The 16,894-nt window shown below is 56.7% G+C and carries 15 protein-coding genes; 10 read left to right on the plus strand and 5 right to left on the minus strand.

Annotated features, from left to right (window positions below; translation table 11 throughout):
- Positions 1 to 9 precede the first annotated feature (9 nt).
- From fdxH to selB, 6 genes are all read left to right on the plus strand, one after another.
- Positions 10 to 912, plus strand: coding sequence for a formate dehydrogenase subunit beta (fdxH, locus tag IV04_RS09525; protein ID WP_037401159.1), 903 nt, complete (start codon positions 10 to 12; stop codon positions 910 to 912).
- A complete protein-coding gene (fdoI, locus tag IV04_RS09530) occupies positions 909 to 1,550 on the plus strand; it encodes a formate dehydrogenase cytochrome b556 subunit (protein WP_037401156.1) in 642 nt (213 codons plus the stop codon). Before fdxH ends, fdoI begins: the two co-directional genes overlap by 4 nt.
- The gene (gene fdhE / locus IV04_RS09535) at positions 1,550 to 2,479 is read left to right on the plus strand and encodes a formate dehydrogenase accessory protein FdhE (protein ID WP_037401153.1); all 930 of its coding nucleotides are present in this window, start codon (positions 1,550 to 1,552) and stop codon (positions 2,477 to 2,479) included. Before fdoI ends, fdhE begins: the two co-directional genes overlap by 1 nt.
- A 109-nt stretch (positions 2,480 to 2,588) precedes the next feature.
- On the plus strand, positions 2,589 to 3,242 hold the full coding sequence (locus IV04_RS09540; protein ID WP_037401151.1) for a DcrB-related protein: 654 nt from the start codon (positions 2,589 to 2,591) through the stop codon (positions 3,240 to 3,242).
- Between the two features lie 41 nt (positions 3,243 to 3,283).
- The gene (gene selA / locus IV04_RS09545; RefSeq protein ID WP_037401149.1) at positions 3,284 to 4,675 is read left to right on the plus strand and encodes an L-seryl-tRNA(Sec) selenium transferase; all 1,392 of its coding nucleotides are present in this window, start codon (positions 3,284 to 3,286) and stop codon (positions 4,673 to 4,675) included.
- Positions 4,672 to 6,513, plus strand: coding sequence for a selenocysteine-specific translation elongation factor (gene selB / locus IV04_RS09550; RefSeq protein WP_037401147.1), 1,842 nt, complete (start codon positions 4,672 to 4,674; stop codon positions 6,511 to 6,513). Before selA ends, selB begins: the two co-directional genes overlap by 4 nt.
- Before the next feature lie 54 nt (positions 6,514 to 6,567).
- Here selB and IV04_RS09555 read toward each other — a convergent pair whose 3' ends face one another.
- The 5 genes from IV04_RS09555 to xylA all read right to left on the minus strand — a co-directional run bounded on the left by IV04_RS09555 (position 6,568) and on the right by xylA (position 11,572).
- Positions 6,568 to 7,809: an MFS transporter gene (locus IV04_RS09555; protein WP_037401144.1), complete on the minus strand. Its 1,242-nt coding sequence runs from the start codon at positions 7,807 to 7,809 to the stop codon at positions 6,568 to 6,570.
- Positions 7,810 to 8,044: 235 nt separating this feature from the next.
- Positions 8,045 to 8,332, minus strand: a complete 288-nt coding sequence (locus IV04_RS09560; RefSeq protein WP_037401141.1) for a type II toxin-antitoxin system RelE/ParE family toxin — start codon at positions 8,330 to 8,332, stop codon at positions 8,045 to 8,047.
- Complete coding sequence (locus IV04_RS09565; RefSeq protein WP_037401138.1) at positions 8,329 to 8,580, minus strand: type II toxin-antitoxin system Phd/YefM family antitoxin; 252 nt, start codon at positions 8,578 to 8,580, stop codon at positions 8,329 to 8,331. The genes IV04_RS09560 and IV04_RS09565 overlap by 4 nt, the downstream gene beginning before the upstream one ends.
- 118 nt (positions 8,581 to 8,698) lie before the next feature.
- Complete coding sequence (gene xylB / locus IV04_RS09570; RefSeq protein WP_037401135.1) at positions 8,699 to 10,150, minus strand: xylulokinase; 1,452 nt, start codon at positions 10,148 to 10,150, stop codon at positions 8,699 to 8,701.
- A 102-nt stretch (positions 10,151 to 10,252) separates the two neighbouring features.
- The gene (xylA, locus tag IV04_RS09575) at positions 10,253 to 11,572 is read right to left on the minus strand and encodes a xylose isomerase (protein ID WP_037401133.1); all 1,320 of its coding nucleotides are present in this window, start codon (positions 11,570 to 11,572) and stop codon (positions 10,253 to 10,255) included.
- Between the two features lie 333 nt (positions 11,573 to 11,905).
- Between xylA and xylF the strand changes: the two genes are divergently transcribed.
- The 4 genes from xylF to xylR are packed head-to-tail and all read left to right on the plus strand — an operon-like array spanning position 11,906 to position 16,871.
- Positions 11,906 to 12,901 carry a D-xylose ABC transporter substrate-binding protein gene (xylF, locus tag IV04_RS09580; protein WP_037401131.1) on the plus strand — a complete coding sequence of 332 codons (996 nt, stop codon included), beginning with the start codon at positions 11,906 to 11,908 and terminating at the stop codon, positions 12,899 to 12,901.
- Positions 12,902 to 12,928: 27 nt separating this feature from the next.
- Positions 12,929 to 14,470: a xylose ABC transporter ATP-binding protein gene (locus tag IV04_RS09585; RefSeq protein ID WP_037401129.1), complete on the plus strand. Its 1,542-nt coding sequence runs from the start codon at positions 12,929 to 12,931 to the stop codon at positions 14,468 to 14,470.
- On the plus strand, positions 14,448 to 15,632 hold the full coding sequence (xylH, locus tag IV04_RS09590; protein WP_037401126.1) for a xylose ABC transporter permease XylH: 1,185 nt from the start codon (positions 14,448 to 14,450) through the stop codon (positions 15,630 to 15,632). The genes IV04_RS09585 and xylH overlap by 23 nt, the downstream gene beginning before the upstream one ends.
- Positions 15,633 to 15,692: 60 nt before the next feature.
- Positions 15,693 to 16,871, plus strand: coding sequence for a D-xylose utilization transcriptional activator XylR (gene xylR, locus IV04_RS09595; RefSeq protein WP_037401123.1), 1,179 nt, complete (start codon positions 15,693 to 15,695; stop codon positions 16,869 to 16,871).
- Positions 16,872 to 16,894: the final 23 nt, after the last annotated feature.

The following is a 16,894-nucleotide window of genomic DNA, read 5'->3' on the forward strand; positions in this document are numbered from 1 at the left end:
AGACGAATTATGGCAATGCAATCTCAAGACATCATTCGTAAATCCGCCACCAACGGTTTAACACCGGCCCCGCGTGCCCGTGACCACCAGGAAGAAGTGGCGAAGCTGATTGATGTCACTACCTGTATCGGCTGTAAAGCCTGTCAGGTAGCCTGTTCTGAATGGAACGACATTCGCGATGAAGTGGGGCACAACGTCGGGGTGTATGACAACCCCGCCGATCTGACCGCTAAATCCTGGACGGTGATGCGCTTCTCTGAAATCGAGGAGCACGGCAAGCTGGAATGGCTGATCCGCAAAGACGGCTGTATGCACTGTGCCGATCCGGGCTGCCTGAAGGCCTGCCCGGCGGAAGGGGCAATTATCCAGTACGCCAACGGCATCGTCGATTTCCAGTCTGAGCACTGTATCGGTTGCGGTTACTGCATCGCTGGTTGCCCGTTCGACGTGCCGCGCATGAACAAGGACGACAACCGGGTGTACAAATGTACCCTGTGTGTTGACCGCGTTGATGTCGGCCAGGAACCGGCCTGTGTGAAAACCTGCCCGACCGGGGCGATCCACTTCGGCACCAAAGAAGCGATGAAAGATATCGCGGCGGAACGTGTCGGTGAGTTGAAAACTCGCGGTTATGAAAACGCAGGTCTGTACGATCCGGCAGGCGTGGGCGGCACCCACGTGATGTACGTGCTGCATCACGCCGATAAACCGCAGCTGTATCACGGTTTGCCGGACAACCCGACCATCAGCCCGGCGGTGACCTTCTGGAAAGGGATCTGGAAACCGCTGGCAGCCGTCGGTTTTGCTGCCACCTTTGCGGCCAGCGTGTTCCACTACATCGGTGTCGGTCCAAACCGCGTCGAGGAAGAGGAAGAACACGACAAACCGCACGATGAGGAGACGCGCAAATGAGGAAGGAAAAGCCAATTCAGCGTTATAACGCGCTGGAGCGGATGAACCACTGGGTTGTAGCGTTCTGCTTTATTCTGGCAGCCATCAGCGGGTTGGGGTTCTTCTTCCCCTCCTTCAACTGGTTGATGAACATTTTCGGAACGCCACAGCTGGCGCGCATTCTGCACCCCTTCGCCGGGGTGATTATGTTCGCCGCGTTCATGATCATGTTCCTGCGCTATTGGAAGCATAACCTGTTCAACCGCAACGATCTGATCTGGGCCAAAAACCTCCACAGAATCACGCTGAATGAGGAAGTGGAGGGTGATGACACCGGGCGTTATAATTTCGGGCAGAAATGCGTATTCTGGATAGCGATCATTAGCTTGGTGCTGTTGCTGGCCAGCGGTATCGTCATCTGGCGGCCATACTTTGCTCATGCTTTCCCTATCCCGCTGATCCGCTTGGCATTGCTGGTGCATTCACTGGCGGCGGTGGGGTTGATCATCACGATTATGGTGCACATTTATGCCGCTCTGTGGATAAAAGGCACCATTACCGCGATGGTGGAAGGTTCTGTTCCGGCGGCCTGGGCGAAGAAACACCATCCGCGCTGGTACCGTGAGGTCCGCGAGAAACAACGGGAAGATAAACCCTGATGAGTATCCGCATTGTTCCTAAAGAGCAGTTAGGGGCACAGCGCGAGAAGTCCACAACGGCGGAAACCATTCCGCCGTTACTTTTCGCGAATCTGAAAAGCCTGTATACCCGCCGAGCAGAACGTCTGCGCCAATTGGCGACAGACCATCCGCTGGGCGACTATCTTAATTTTGCCGCCAGCATCGCAGCAGCGCAGAACAATGCGTGCCACGATAACCCGCTGGTGATGGATCTCAGCGCGGCACTGATTCAAGGGGCTGCCAGCGGCAAGCCACCGTTGGATGTGAGCGTTTATCCGCGCAGCGAACACTGGCACAAACTGCTGGCATCGCTGATCGCTGAACTGCGCCCGCAGGCACCGGAACACGTGGTGCCGGTGCTGGAAAACCTGGAGAAAGCCTCGGCCCGCGAGCTGGAGCTGATGGCCAGTGCGTTGCTGAATAACGAGTTTGCCAAAGTGGGCAGTGATAAAGCGCCGTTTATCTGGGCCGCGCTGTCGCTGTACTGGGCACAGATGGCCAGCCAGATCCCTGGCAAAGCGCGCGCCGAATATGGCGAACACCGCCAGTTCTGCCCGGTGTGCGGCAGTATGCCGGTTTCCAGCATGGTGCATATCGGCACGGCGAACGGCCTGCGTTATCTGCACTGCAACCTGTGCGAAAGCGAATGGCACGTGGTGCGGGTCAAATGCAGCAACTGCGAGCAAACGCGCGATCTCAACTACTGGTCACTGGACAGTGAACAGGCGGCGGTGAAAGCAGAAAGCTGTGGCGATTGCGGCACTTACCTGAAAATCATCTATCAGGAAAAAGACCCGCAGGTGGAAGCGGTGGCCGACGATCTGGCGTCATTAGTGCTTGATGCCAAGATGGAAGAAGAAGGCTTTGCCCGCAGCAGCATCAATCCGTTCCTGTTCCCTGGTGAATAATGCTGGCGGTTAATGAATCGCACTGATTGACCCCTCTCCGGTGGGAGAGGGTTTGGGCGTGCAGCTACGGTTACGCCAAATAGCGTAAGTAAAGCGAAGGAAAAGGATGATGTTGAAGACGATTGCCAGATTGGCGGGATTGGCTGTTTTGCTGGCCGGGCTGGTGGCCTGCGATAATCAGGATACCAAAAAGCCAGAAGCTCCCAAGCCACAACCAAAGCCGGTTGCCACCCAGCCCGCGCCACCAGCGCCAGTGCCTGCGGTTGAAACCAAACCGACCCCTCCGCCCGGTTTAAGCGTTTCGCTGCAAAAGGGCAAAATCACCTTTGAATTGCCTGCGGGCTTTAGCGATCAAACCAAGCTGAGCGGCATCGTCAACGACGATAAATCCATCATTCAAATGTTCCTCAACGGTAAAGCGCGCCAGCGCACCGTGGCTTCTGAAGTGAACGCGCCAGCGGGCATGAAGCTCAACACCAGCGATACTATGCTGAAAGATCTGACGCAAAGCATCATTACCGAACTGGGCGATCGTTATCAGAACATCAAGAAAACCAAAGAAGAGAACATCACCATCGGTAAACAGAAGTTCCACCGTCTGGATACCGAACAAACGGTGAACGGGCAGAAAGTGGTTTCCACCATTATGCTGACGGTGTTCAATAAACGGGTTGTGACGTTGCAGATGTTGTCACCGGCTAAAACCCCTGAGGTGCATCAGGCACTGGTACAGCGGATTATTGATACGCTGGCGGTGAAATAGCCGATTTCACCGCACCATTAAACCTTGAAAACCGAGCGCCTATGAGCACTGAATCCCAGCAACTTTACAGCCAGCTGCCCGCCATCGACCGTTTGTTGCGCGATCCTGCCATTGAACCGCTGGTGGCAAAACATGGGCAGACGCTGATTAGCGAACTGCTGCGCCAGATGCAGGCGCAGGCGCGCGAGGCGATCAAAACCCGCCAGCAATTGCCACTGTGGTGCCACGACTGGCCGCAGGCGCTGCTTGAACGCCTGAGCCAGCAGCAGCGCCCGGCGCTGCAACCGGTGTTCAACCTCAGCGGCACCGTGCTGCATACCAATCTTGGCCGCGCATTGCTGGCTCAACCGGCGATCGACGCGGTGGTGCAGGCGATGGGCAGTGCCGTAACGCTGGAATACGATCTCGACGGTGCCGGGCGTGGCCATCGCGATCGGGCCATCGCCGATGTGCTGTGCCAACTCACTGGCGCAGAGGATGCCTGCATTGTGAACAACAACGCAGCGGCGGTCTTGCTGATGCTGGCGGCGGTGGCACCGGGTAAACAGGTAGTGGTTTCGCGCGGTGAACTGGTGGAGATCGGCGGAGCGTTCCGCATCCCCGATGTGATGCGCCAGGCTGGTTGTGAACTGGTAGAAGTGGGCACCACCAACCGCACCCATCTGAAAGATTATCGTGCCGCCATCAACGAACAAACCGGCCTGTTGATGAAGGTACACACCAGTAATTACTGTATTCAAGGGTTTACCACCGCTGTTGATGAAGCGGAGCTGGTAACACTGGGCCGCGAGCAGGGTATCCCTACTGCCACCGATCTGGGCAGCGGCGCGCTGATTGATATGGCGCAATACGGCCTGCCAGCGGAACCGATGCCGCAGCGCTTGATTGCTGCAGGGGTCGATCTGGTGACCTTCTCCGGCGACAAACTGCTGGGCGGGCCGCAGGCGGGCATTATTGTCGGTAAAAAAGCGCTAATCGCCCGCTTGCAACAGCACCCGCTGAAACGTGCGTTGCGCGTTGGCAAAATGACGCTGGCGGCGCTCGAGGCTACCTTGCGGCTGTATCAGCAACCGGAACTGCTGGCGGAACAGCTGCCGACGCTGCGCTTGCTGACGCGCCCGCAACAGGCGATACAACAGGCCGCCGAACGGCTACTGAGCCAGTTGGCGGCGCGTTTTGCCGAGCGCTTTGAGTTACGTGCAGAACCCTGTTGGTCACAGATTGGCAGCGGTTCGCTGCCGGTCGATCGCCTGCCAAGCTATGCCCTGACCTTTACCCCGCTCGATGGCCGTGGCGCGACGCTGGAACTGTTGGCACAGCAGTGGCGCAGTTTGCCACATCCGGTGATTGGCCGGATCCACGATGGTCGGCTGTGGCTCGATCTGCGCTGCCTGGAGCAAGAGAGTGCACTGCTTGAGGTATTGAACCCATGATTCTTGCCACCGCTGGCCACGTCGATCACGGCAAAACCACGCTGTTGCAGGCGATTACCGGCATCAATGCCGATCGCCTGCCAGAGGAGAAACGCCGTGGTATGACTATCGATCTCGGCTACGCCTACTGGCCGCAGCCGGACGGGCGTGTGCTGGGCTTTATCGACGTTCCCGGCCATGAGAAGTTCCTTGGCAACATGCTGGCAGGGATTGGTGGTATCGATCATGCACTGCTGGTGGTGGCATGCGACGACGGTGTGATGGCACAAACCCGCGAGCACCTGGCGATTCTGCGCCTGAGTGGGCACCCGCAACTGACGGTGGCATTGACCAAGGCCGATCGGGTTGACGAAGGGCGGATCGCTGAAGTGCGTTCGCAGGTGGTTGCCGAACTGGCACAGCAGGGTTGGCACGACGCACCCTTGTTTGTCACGGCGGCGGCGCAGGGCGTGGGGATCGACTCCCTGCGCCAGCATCTTTTGGCGTTACAGCCGGGTGAACATATGCTGACACGCCGTTTCCGGCTGGCAGTGGATCGTGCCTTCAGCGTGAAAGGGGCAGGATTGGTGGTGACCGGCACCGCGCTGGGCGGCAGCGTTAAAGTGGGGGATACCCTGTGGCTGACCGGTGCCGATGTGCCGGTGCGGGTGCGTGGCCTGCATGCGCAGAACCAAGCGGCGGAGCAGGCATTTGCCGGGCAACGTATCGCGCTGAACATCAGTGGTGATGTCAGTAAAGAACAGTTGGAACGCGGTGATTGGCTGCTGGAACAGCAACCGCCGGTAGCCGCTGAACGTATTTTGGTGGTGGTCGAGGCTGACGCACCGTTGCAGCATTGGCAACCGCTGCATCTGCACCACGCAGCCAGCCATATTACTGGCCGCATTGCGCTGTTAACCGGCAATTTGGCGGAATTAATTCTCGATCGCCCGTTGTGGCTGGCGGAAAACGATCGTTTGGTGCTGCGGGATATCAGCGCTCGCCATACGTTGGGTGCGGCACGCGTGCTGGTGTTAGCTGCGCCGAAGCGCGGTAAGCGTCAGCCTGATTATCTAACCTGGCTGGCGGCGCTGGCGGAGGCGCAGAACGACGAACAGGCGCTGGATTTGCGCTTGCCAAGCGGTGCGTTGGATCTGGCTGCCTTTGCCTGGGCGCGGCAATTAACCCACAGTGGGCTGGCGCAGTTGCTGGCCGAGCGCGAATTGCTGATAGCCGGTGAAATGGCGCTGGCGCAGGCCAACGTGCAGCAGGGTGAACAGCGTTTGCTGCAAGTGTTGGCCGAATATCACCAGCAGCATAGCGATCAACTGGGGCTGGGGCGCGCTCGCTTGCGCCGCATGGCCTTGCCAGCGTTGGATGAACCGCTGGCATTTATGATGATCGATCGGTTGCTGTCTGCTGGCCTGCTGCACAATACGCGTGGCTGGCTGCATTTGCCCGAACATGGTTTGGCGTTCAGCGCCGAACAGCAGATATTGTGGGATCGCATTGAACCGTTGCTGGGTGATGAAGCTTGGTGGGTGCGCGATCTGGCCACCGCATTGGGTGAAGATGAAGCCAACGTGCGCGCTGCGCTGCGTAAAGCCGCCCAGCTTGGCCATGTGACGGCGGTAGTGGTAGATCGTTACTATCGCAGCCAGCGGATTGAGCAGTTTGCGGCGTTGATCCGTGAGCTGGATGTGGCTCAAGGCAGCGCCAATGCCGGTGATTTCCGCGATCGGCTGGGTGTGGGCCGTAAACTGGCGATTCAGGTACTGGAATTTTTTGATCGCAGTGGTTTTACCCGCCGCAAAGGTAACCAGCATCTGCTGCGTGACAGCGGGTTGTTTGGCGGTTGAAGAATCGGGTGCCATCTGCGCACCCGATTTAAAGGAGTTATGAAAGCCAGAACCTTAGGTTGCTTCCGTCGGCGTTGAGGCCACCCCGCCGCGCTTGGTGAGGAAAACGACCACCAGCGCCAACCAGAGCAAGCCACTCAGCAGGTTGAACAGGTTAAACCACCCGCTGCCGCCCCAAACATAGGCGACTTTAGCCAGCTCGATCCCCACGGTAAACACCGCCATGCTCAGCATTCCCATGGTGGCAGAGACGGTGCCTTTACTGACGTCGCTGGAGAACAGCGTCAAGCGATACAGCCCGGCGTTTGCCAACCCGATACCGAAGGCATACAGGCTTAGCCCAGCAGTCATCCACAGATAAGCATGCTCAGAGAACACCGTTGCCAGCGCAGCAATCATTAACCCCACAATCATTGGCCAAGCCCCCAGTTTGATCGGGTGTTCAACGCTGTGCTTGCCGGTCAGGCGGGCCAGCGTCAGGTTACCGACGATCAGTGCACCGAATACCGGGATTTGCAGCAGGCCATATTCCATGGTGGAAAGCGACTCACCGCTAATCAGAATGACCGGCGACTGAGCAATCCACGCCAGCAACGGCAGGCTGGCAAAACCGATCGCCAGCGCGCCGCAGACAAAGCGGCGGTTCATCAGCACTTGGCGGTAATCGCGCCAAAGGTTGGCCGCAGAAAAGGCTTCCCCCTGCAAAGTGGCCGTTTCTGGCATCGCTTTCCACAGGCCGACGAAGGCAATCGCCGCCAGAACGGCGAAGATCACAAACATGCTCTGCCATGGCGCAACATGGATCAGCGCGGCACCGGCCAGCGGCCCCAGCAACGGGGCGATCAGCGCCACGTTGGCCATCAGCGCGGTGATCTTGATGCACACCGACTCTTCAAAGGATTCCTGAATGGTGGCATAGCCCACCGCACCGATAAAGCACAGGCCGATGCCTTGCAGGAAGCGCATAAAGATGAACTGTTCAATGTTGGTCACCAGCAAAATTGCCAGGCAGGCGACGATAAAAAAGGCAACCCCGGCCAGCATCACCGGGCGGCGGCCACGGCGATCCGACAGCGGCCCCAGCAGCCATTGCAGAAAGATACCGCCAGCCAGATAGGCGGTCATGGAGCTAGGCACCCACTCGACACCCGCGTTAAAATCGGCGACAACCGCCAGCATGCCGGGTTGGATCATATCGTTGGCGATATAGGTGGTGAATTCGAACAGCACCAGACAAAGCGGGAATAACAGCGCCTGTCGGCCTAAACGTGCCACAGGAGGTAATGTTGTTTTCATATTTATATGACTGATAGTAAAGAAAAATAAGGAACTGCCAGGGGCGGGAAGCGCAATCTGAGCGAGTCGAAGCGGTTATTTTGCCGCCAATTGTTACTCTTGGCAATCAACATCTGGAGCTTACCGCATTGGACCTGCTGCCGTTGGGTGCTTTGGGGATTAGGTTGCTACGGTTGTTAGCGCTGCTGGCAAGAAACCTAAAAACGGTCATCATTAGGGGACGAGCGGAGTACTCTTATCTTAATCGTTCGCTGGCGAGCTGATAAACCTCGCTCCGTTCCCTTTTCCCGACGGCGACAACGGCAATCACCAGACAGCGATCAATGACTTCATAAACCAGCCTGAATCCTGAGGCGCGCAGTTTTATTTTATAGCAGTTAGCCATACCGCGTAATTTGGCGGTGGGAATGTGAGGATTTTCGCAGCACTTCTTCAGTTTTTTGGCAAACTGCTGCTGTACCGACTTATCCAGCTTGTTCCATTCTTTCAACGCTGATTCACGGAACTTAATCTGATATGTCATAGAAATTCGTCCAGATCGACCTCAATCAGTGCCTGATCCCGACGTTCATTGACCAGTTTAGCCAGCTCATGATCGTCTAGCGCGTCGAGCATCTGTTCATACAGTTCTGCCGGTACGCAGTAAAATGCTGGTTGGTTGCGATTAAGAATCGCTACCGGAAAGCCCGCTCCAGCCCCGACCGTCGCCATCGGATTTTTTTTCAGTTCACTGATGCTGGCGCTGGTATCGCTCAAAATAATGTTGGCCATGTTTATTACCTACTCAAAAGACTGATTAACAGGTCTTATTGTAGTAGCGAAATGACCTGTTAACCAGTCTTTTTAGTGAACTTGCCAACATCCTCTCGGTTGGGTATTAACGGAGCAATCACATCAGTGGCCGCAGGCAGCGATACAGTTCGCGGAAGGTACTGCGCCGTTCGGCGTATTGCTGATGCCGCCCAGCATCCGGTTCGTGTAGCTGCTCCAGCGGCAAGGCTGGCAGCAAATCGCTCAACGGCTGCCCAGGGTTCAGTGCAATCTGCGCTAAACGCGCAGCCCCCAGCGCCGGGCCGACATCACCGCCAGTGCGGTATTCCAGCCGCTGGCCGCTGATATCTGCCAGCATCTGTCGCCAGAACGGGCTGCGAGCCCCACCGCCAATCAACTGGATGGCAGAAGGTTGCAAGCCGCTGGCGTGCAGCACATCCATGCCGTCCGCCAGCGCGAAACCGACGCCTTCCAACACCGCGCGTGCCAGATCGTTCGGCCCATGCTGATGGGTAAAGCCCCAGAAAGCGCCTTTGGCATTCGGATTATTGTGCGGGGTACGTTCGCCAGAAAGATAAGGCAGGAACCACAGCGGGGTTTCTGCGGGCTCAGCCTGCTCGACATTGCGCAGCAGGGTGGCAACGCTGTCGACGTTGGTTAACTGACAAGCCCAGTCTAAACAGGATGCGGCACTGAGCATCACTGACATCAGGTGCCAGGTGTGCGGCAATGCATGGCAGAAGCTGTGCACCGCGCTAGTCGGGTTGCTGAGAAACCCGTCGCTGACCGCGAAATACACGCCGGAAGTGCCGAGCGACAGCATCGCTTGCCCGGCCTGATACAAGCCCACGCCAATGGCTCCGGCGGCGTTGTCGCCGCCACCGGCGATCACCGGCACAGGGGTGATGCCCCAGCGTTTGGCTAATTCGGCATGTACCTGGCCGGTGATCTGATTGCCTTCAAACAGCGCAGGCATCTGATCGCGCGTTAGCCCGCAGGCGGCGAGCATCGCGTCGTTCCAATCGCGCTGTGCCACGTTCAGCCACATCGTGCCCGCCGCATCGGACATATCGCTGGCAAATTCGCCCGTGATGCACCAGCGCAGATAATCTTTTGGCAGTAACACTTTGTCGATCTGGCGGAAAACCTGCGGTTCATGCTGTTGCAGCCACAGCAGTTTGGGGGCGGTAAAGCCGGGCATCATCAGGTTGCCGGTAATTTCCCGCGCCTCAGGCACGGCGTGTTCTAATTCTTGGCACTGCGCAAAACTGCGGCCATCATTCCATAAGATTGCCGGGCGCAGTACCCGCTGTTGCTTATCCAGTAGCGTTGCGCCATGCATCTGGCCGGTCAGGCCGATGGCTTTAACCGCTAGCAGGTCATGCTGTTTGGCCAACGCCAGCATGGCGCGATCGGTGGCCTGCCACCAGTCTTGCGGCGCTTGTTCAGACCACAACGGGTGCGGGCGTGAGATGGGCAGAGGTTCACTTTGGCTGGCGAGCAGTTGGCCCTGTTCGCCGAGCAGGATGACCTTTACGCCGGAAGTGCCAAGATCGATACCGATGTACATGGGTGCAGTTCCTTTAAAATGTCGTATCGTCCCAACGGAGGGAGAAGGCCGGGGTGAGGGAGATTCACCGATGTTCCGCCTTCTCTAAACAAGCAACAGGCATTAACCAAACAGATAACGGTTAACCAGATTTTCCAATTGCTCCTGATGCCCGCTCGCATGTTGCGGGGCCAGAATCTGGTGCTCAGCGTACTGCGCCAGCGCTTCGAGCGACAGTTTCCCCTGCAAAATTTGCTGGCCCAGTTCACTGTTCCACCCGGCGTAGCGCTTGGCGACCTGCTGATGCAGCTTGCCATCCTCGATCATGCGCGCCGCCACTTTCAGCGCCAACGCCATGGTATCCATCGCGCCGATATGGCCGTAGAACAGGTCATATTTATCGGTGCTCTGGCGGCGCACTTTGGCGTCAAAGTTCAGGCCTCCGGTAGTGAAACCGCCTGCTTTGAGGATCTCGAACATCACCAGTGCGTTCTCTTCCACGCTGTTCGGGAACTGATCGGTATCCCAGCCCAGTTGCGGATCGCCACGGTTGGCGTCGACCGAGCCGAAAATGCCCAGCGCAATGGCGGTGGCGATTTCATGATGGAACGAATGCCCGGCCAGCGTAGCGTGGTTGGCTTCGATATTCACCTTGATCTCTTTTTCCAGCCCGAACTGCTTGAGGAAGCCGTACACGGTGGCAACATCGTAGTCATACTGATGCTTGGTGGGTTCCTGCGGCTTAGGTTCGATCAGCAATGTGCCCTGGAAACCGATTTTGTGCTTGTGCTCCACCACCATTTGCATAAAGCGGCCAATCTGCTCGCGCTCCTGGCGCAGATCGGTATTCAGCAGGGTTTCATACCCTTCGCGCCCGCCCCACAGCACGTAGTTTTCACCGCCCAATTGATGGGTGGCATTCATGGCGGTGAACACCTGGGTGGCGGCCCAACTGAACACTTCCGGGTTCGGATTGGTAGCGGCCCCGGCGGCATAGCGCGGATTGGTGAAACAGTTGGCGGTGCCCCACAGCAGCTTCACGCCGCTGCTTTGCTGTTTCTCGGCCAGTACTTCGGTCATGGCGGCAAAATTGTGCAGGTACTCTTTCAGCGTTGTGCCTTCTGGCGCCACGTCGATGTCGTGGAAGCAGTAATAGGGCACATTCAGCTTGTGGAAAAACTCAAAGGCCACGTCGGCTTTGCTCCTGGCGAGCGCCAGCGCATCACCCGGCTGCTGCCATGGGCGATCGAACGCGCCCACGCCGAACATGTCTGCGCCGTTCCAGCAGAAGGTATGCCAGTAGCAGGCGGCAAAGCGTAGATGCTCGGCCATCCGTTTGCCAAGAATGATTTCATCGGGGTTGTAATGGCGGAAGGCCAGCGGATTATTACTGCTGGTGCCTTCGTAGCGAACCTGCTCAAGCTGATCAAAATAGGATTGCATTAGTGAACTCCTGAATAACAAGGTTGGTGCATTTATCTTCGGAGTTCAGTGAGTCAGGCTCAATTACGTTATTTCACACTTAAATTCACAGAATTATTAAATGTGCGTGGGATCTCATATTGGCGTTTAATTCAGCGTTATCGGCGGAACAGCGATAAAACATGATCGCTATCATAAAATTAACATTAAACCAAAAATCGTAATTCGCTGGTAAAAATCTGTAATTGCCGAATGAAAAATAAGTGTCAACAATCGGCTGGACGTTTCGTGATTAATATTTCCCACGTACTTTACTCGACGTATGACGAGTATAAACTGAAAAAGGGTTATAAGATGATGATCAAGCCTATTCTCCTCTCCGCCTGCGCTCTTTTGCTGCTGGCCAGCCAATCAGGGTTCAGTAAAGAAATTAAAATCGGTATGGCGATCGACGACTTGCGTTTAGAGCGCTGGCAGAAAGATCGCGATATCTTTGTTAAAAAAGCTGAATCGCTGGGGGCAAACGTGTTTGTGCAGTCTGCCAACGGCAATGAAGAAACCCAGATGGCGCAGATTGAAAATATGATCAATCGCGGCGTCGATGTGCTGGTGATTATCCCTTACAACGGCCAGGTGCTGAGCAATGTAATCAGCGAAGCGAAACGTGAAGGCATTAAGGTGCTGGCTTATGATCGCATGATCAATAACGCCGATATTGATTTCTATATCTCGTTCGATAACGAAAAAGTGGGTGAAATGCAGGCGCAAAGCCTGGTGCAACGGGTGCCGCAGGGCAATTACTTCCTGATGGGTGGCTCACCGGTGGATAACAACGCCAAGCTGTTCCGCAAAGGGCAGATGACCGTGCTGCAACCCTTAATCAGCAGCGGCAAGATTAAGGTGGTGGGCGATCAGTGGGCCGATGGTTGGCTGCCAGAAAACGCGCTGAAGATTATGGAAAACGCTCTGACGGCCAATAACAACCAGATCGACGCGGTCGTCGCTTCCAACGATGCCACCGCAGGTGGGGCGATCCAGGCACTGGCGGCACAAGGCTTGGCGGGCAAAGTGGCGATCTCCGGCCAGGATGCCGACTTAGCGGCGGTGAAACGCATTGTGGCGGGCACCCAAACCATGACGGTGTATAAACCGATCAGCAAGCTGGCCGATGAAGCGGCAGATATTGCGGTGCAACTGGGCAAAGGTGAACAACCCAAATCCAATGCCAAATTAAATAACGGCAGCAAAGAAGTGGCTGCCTGGTTATTAACCCCGGTTCAGGTGGATAAATCGAATATCGACAGCACCATTATTGCCGATGGCTTCCATAAGAAATCCGATCTTAATTAATTCTCGCGACGTTATGTGGAGGGAATAATGCCCTGCCTGTTAGAAATGAGAAATATCACTAAACAATTCGGCGCAGTGAAAGCCGTGGATAATGTCAGCCTGCAATTGGATGCAGGGCAGGTATTATCCTTGTGCGGTGAAAATGGTTCAGGGAAATCCACGCTGATGAAAGTGCTGTGTGGAATATATCCGCACGGCAGTTATCAGGGGGAGATTTATTTTTCTGGCGATCTTATTACGGCCAAAACCATTCGCGACACTGAACAGAAAGGCATTGCCATTATTCACCAGGAACTGGCGCTGGTGAAACAGATGACGGTGCAGGAGAACATGTTTCTCGGCAACGAGTGGGGCCGCTGTGGGCTGATGGATTACGACAATATGTACCTGCGCTGCCAGCGCATGCTGGCGCAGGTCAAACTGGCGGTGGACCCCAATACCCGCGTTGGTGAACTGGGGCTGGGCCAGCAGCAGTTGGTGGAGATCGCCAAAGCGTTAAACAAGCAGGTGCGCCTGCTGGTGCTGGATGAACCCACCGCTTCGCTGACGGAAAGCGAAACCGCCACCTTGCTGGCGATCATCGCCGATCTGCGCGATCACGGCATTGCCTGCATCTATATTTCGCACAAGTTGAACGAGGTGAAAGCGATCTCGGATCTGATCTGCGTGATCCGCGATGGGAAGCACATCGGCACCCGGCCAGCGGCGGGCATGAGTGAGGACGACATCATCGCCATGATGGTAGGGCGTGAACTGACCGAGCTGTATCCACAGGAGCAGCACGCTATCGGTGAGGTGATCCTGCAGGTGGAAAATCTTACCGCCTGGCACCCGGTCAACCGGCATATCCGCCGGGTGGATGAGGTTTCTTTCCAACTACGGCGCGGCGAGATCCTCGGCGTGGCCGGGCTGGTGGGATCGGGCCGCACCGAAACCATGCAATGCCTGTTTGGTGCTTACCCAGGGCGCTGGCAGGGCAGTATCTGCATCGACGGGCAACCCGCTACTATCACCACTTGCCGACAGGCGATGCAGTATGGCATTGCCATGGTGCCGGAGGATCGCAAGCGCGACGGCATTGTGCCGGTGATGGGGGTGGGAGCGAACATGACGCTGGCGGCGTTGGGGGATTTCAGCGGCCCGCTGACGGTGCTGGACGACGCGCAGGAACAGGCGACCATTCAGCAGTCGTTAGCAAGATTGAAGGTAAAAACCTCTTCGCCGGAACTGGCGATTGGCCGCCTGAGCGGTGGCAACCAACAGAAGGCGATTCTGGCGAAATGCCTGCTGCTGAACCCGAAAATCCTGATCCTGGATGAACCGACACGCGGTATCGATATCGGTGCCAAACATGAAATCTACAAACTTATCAACCAACTGGTGCAGCAAGGGATCGCGGTGATTGTGGTGTCTTCCGAACTGCCGGAAGTACTGGGGCTGAGCGATCGGGTGCTGGTGATGCATCAGGGGCGCATTAAAGCCGACTTAATCAACCGTGGTCTGACCCAGGAACAGGTAATGGAAGCGGCACTGAGGAGTGAAACCCATGTTGAAAAGCACGCAATCTGAAGCAAACCTGCCGCCATTGGTTCAGAAAAAACCGCTGCCGGGGCTAAAATCCATCAATCTGCAGGTGTTCGTGATGCTGGCAGCGATCGTTGTCATCATGCTGTTCTTTACCTTTACCACCGAAGGGGCTTATCTCAGCGCGCGTAATATCTCCAACCTGCTGCGCCAGACGGCGATCACCGGCATTCTGGCGGTGGGCATGGTGTTTGTGATTATTTCGGCGGAGATCGATCTTTCTGTCGGTTCCATGATGGGCTTGCTGGGCGGGGCGGCGGCGATCTTCGACGTCTGGCTCGGCTGGCCGCTGCCGCTGACCATCGTGGTTACGCTGTTGGCGGGGCTGTTACTCGGAGCCTGGAACGGCTGGTGGGTGGCGTATCGCAAAGTGCCTTCGTTTATCGTCACGCTGGCGGGCATGCTGGCGTTTCGTGGGATTCTGATCGGCATCACCAACGGCACCACCGTTGCCCCCACCAGCAGCGTCATGTCGCAGATTGGCCAAAGTTACCTGCCGAACGGGCTGGGTTTTGGTATTGGTGCCGTTGGCCTGATGCTGTTTGTGGCCTGGCAGTGGCGGCAACGCAGTCGGCGCGCCCAGTTGGGTTTACCGGTAACTGCACCGAGCGGGGATGTTACCCGGCAGAGCATTCTGGCGATTTTGGTGTTAGGTGCCATCTATCTGCTGAATGATTACCGTGGCGTGCCGACGCCAGTGTTAATTCTCACCGCACTGATGCTGGCGGGGATTTTCATGGCGACGCGCACCGCCTTTGGCCGCCGTATTTATGCCATCGGCGGTAATATCGATGCGGCGCGGCTTTCTGGCGTGAACGTTGAGCGCACCAAGCTGGCGGTGTTTGCCATCAATGGCCTGATGGTGGCGATTGCCGGGCTGATCCTCAGTTCACGTTTAGGCGCGGGTTCGCCTTCGGCGGGGAACATTGCTGAACTGGATGCCATCGCCGCCTGTGTGATTGGCGGCACCAGCCTGGCGGGTGGGGTCGGCAGCGTAGCGGGGGCGGTGATGGGGGCATTTATCATGGCGTCGCTGGATAACGGCATGAGCATGCTGGATGTGCCAACCTTCTGGCAGTACATCGTCAAAGGTGCCATCTTGCTGCTGGCGGTGTGGATGGATTCTGCCACCAAGCGGCGGGTGTAACCATCCTGATAGGAGTGAGGGATCTTGCCAGCCATGAAACTTTTATTCAGGAGGATCCCGATGTTTGAAAAGCGCTACCGTATTACCTTGCTGTTCAACGCCAACAAAGTATACGACCGCCAGGTGGTGGAAGGCGTGGGCGAGTATCTGCAGGCATCGCAGAGTGATTGGGACATCTTTATTGAAGAAGATTTCCGCTGCCGCATCGATAACATCAAAGACTGGTTGGGTGATGGCGTGATCGCCGACTTCGACGATCGGGAAATTGAACAACTGCTATGTAACGTCAAGGTGCCGATTGTCGGCGTCGGCGGTTCCTATCACCGCGAAGAGGATTACCCGCCGGTGCATTACATCGCTACCGACAACTATGCGCTGGTGGAAGCGGCGTTTATGCACCTGAAGGAAAAGGGGCTACACCGTTTTGCGTTTTACGGCCTGCCGGTGGAAGGCGGCAAGCGCTGGGCGCAGGAGCGCGAACAGGCGTTCCGCCAACTGGTGGCCGAAGAGCAGTATCAGGGTGTGGTGTACCAGGGGATGGCCACCGCGCCGGAAAACTGGCAATACGCACAAAATCGCCTGGCGGATTGGGTGCAAACGCTGCCGCAGCAGACCGGGATTATTGCCGTGACCGACGCGCGGGCGCGCCATTTGTTGCAGGTGTGCGAGCACCTGGATATCCCGGTGCCCGAAAAGCTGTGCGTGATCGGCATCGATAACGAAGAGTTAACCCGCTATCTTTCGCGCGTCGCGTTGTCGTCGGTGGCGCAGGGTACGCGCCAGATGGGCTATCGTGCCGCCAAGTTGTTGCATCAACTGCTCGATCGGCGCGAGTTACCCTTGCAACGCATTCTGGTGCCGCCAGTGAAAGTGATCGAGCGCCGCTCGACGGACTTCCGCTCGCTGCGCGACCCGGCGGTGATTCAGGCGATGCACTACATTCGCCACCACGCCTGCACGGGGATCAAGGTAGAACAGGTGTTGGACGCGATCGGCATGTCCCGCTCCAACCTGGAGAAACGCTTTAAAGACGAAACCGGCCAGACCATCCATAACGTGATCCACGAAGAAAAACTCGATCGCGCCCGCAACCTGCTCACCGCCACGTCGCTGCCGATCAACGAGATCTCGCAGATGTGCGGCTACCCGTCGCTGCAATATTTTTATTCGGTGTTTAAGAAGGGCTATGACATGACGCCCAAAGAGCACCGCGATCGTTATGGTGAGGTGGGGTATTGAGGCCTTTAGACCTGTGAACTGGG

The sequence above is a fragment of the Serratia sp. Ag1 genome, assembly GCF_000743355.1.
GTDB lineage: Bacteria > Pseudomonadota > Gammaproteobacteria > Enterobacterales > Enterobacteriaceae > Chania.

Bases quoted from the DNA above. Each gene is read 5' to 3' on its own strand.
- fdxH (WP_037401159.1), top strand. From the start codon at position 10: ATGGCAATGCAATCTCAAGACATCATTCGTAAATCCGCCACCAACGGT.
- fdoI (WP_037401156.1), top strand. From the start codon at position 909: ATGAGGAAGGAAAAGCCAATTCAGCGTTATAACGCGCTGGAGCGGATG.
- fdhE (WP_037401153.1), top strand. From the start codon at position 1,550: ATGAGTATCCGCATTGTTCCTAAAGAGCAGTTAGGGGCACAGCGCGAG.
- IV04_RS09540 (WP_037401151.1), top strand. From the start codon at position 2,589: ATGTTGAAGACGATTGCCAGATTGGCGGGATTGGCTGTTTTGCTGGCC.
- selA (WP_037401149.1), top strand. From the start codon at position 3,284: ATGAGCACTGAATCCCAGCAACTTTACAGCCAGCTGCCCGCCATCGAC.
- selB (WP_037401147.1), top strand. From the start codon at position 4,672: ATGATTCTTGCCACCGCTGGCCACGTCGATCACGGCAAAACCACGCTG.
- IV04_RS09555 (WP_037401144.1), bottom strand. From the start codon at position 7,809: ATGAAAACAACATTACCTCCTGTGGCACGTTTAGGCCGACAGGCGCTG.
- IV04_RS09560 (WP_037401141.1), bottom strand. From the start codon at position 8,332: ATGACATATCAGATTAAGTTCCGTGAATCAGCGTTGAAAGAATGGAAC.
- IV04_RS09565 (WP_037401138.1), bottom strand. From the start codon at position 8,580: ATGGCCAACATTATTTTGAGCGATACCAGCGCCAGCATCAGTGAACTG.
- xylB (WP_037401135.1), bottom strand. From the start codon at position 10,150: ATGTACATCGGTATCGATCTTGGCACTTCCGGCGTAAAGGTCATCCTG.
- xylA (WP_037401133.1), bottom strand. From the start codon at position 11,572: ATGCAATCCTATTTTGATCAGCTTGAGCAGGTTCGCTACGAAGGCACC.
- xylF (WP_037401131.1), top strand. From the start codon at position 11,906: ATGATGATCAAGCCTATTCTCCTCTCCGCCTGCGCTCTTTTGCTGCTG.
- IV04_RS09585 (WP_037401129.1), top strand. From the start codon at position 12,929: ATGCCCTGCCTGTTAGAAATGAGAAATATCACTAAACAATTCGGCGCA.
- xylH (WP_037401126.1), top strand. From the start codon at position 14,448: ATGTTGAAAAGCACGCAATCTGAAGCAAACCTGCCGCCATTGGTTCAG.
- xylR (WP_037401123.1), top strand. From the start codon at position 15,693: ATGTTTGAAAAGCGCTACCGTATTACCTTGCTGTTCAACGCCAACAAA.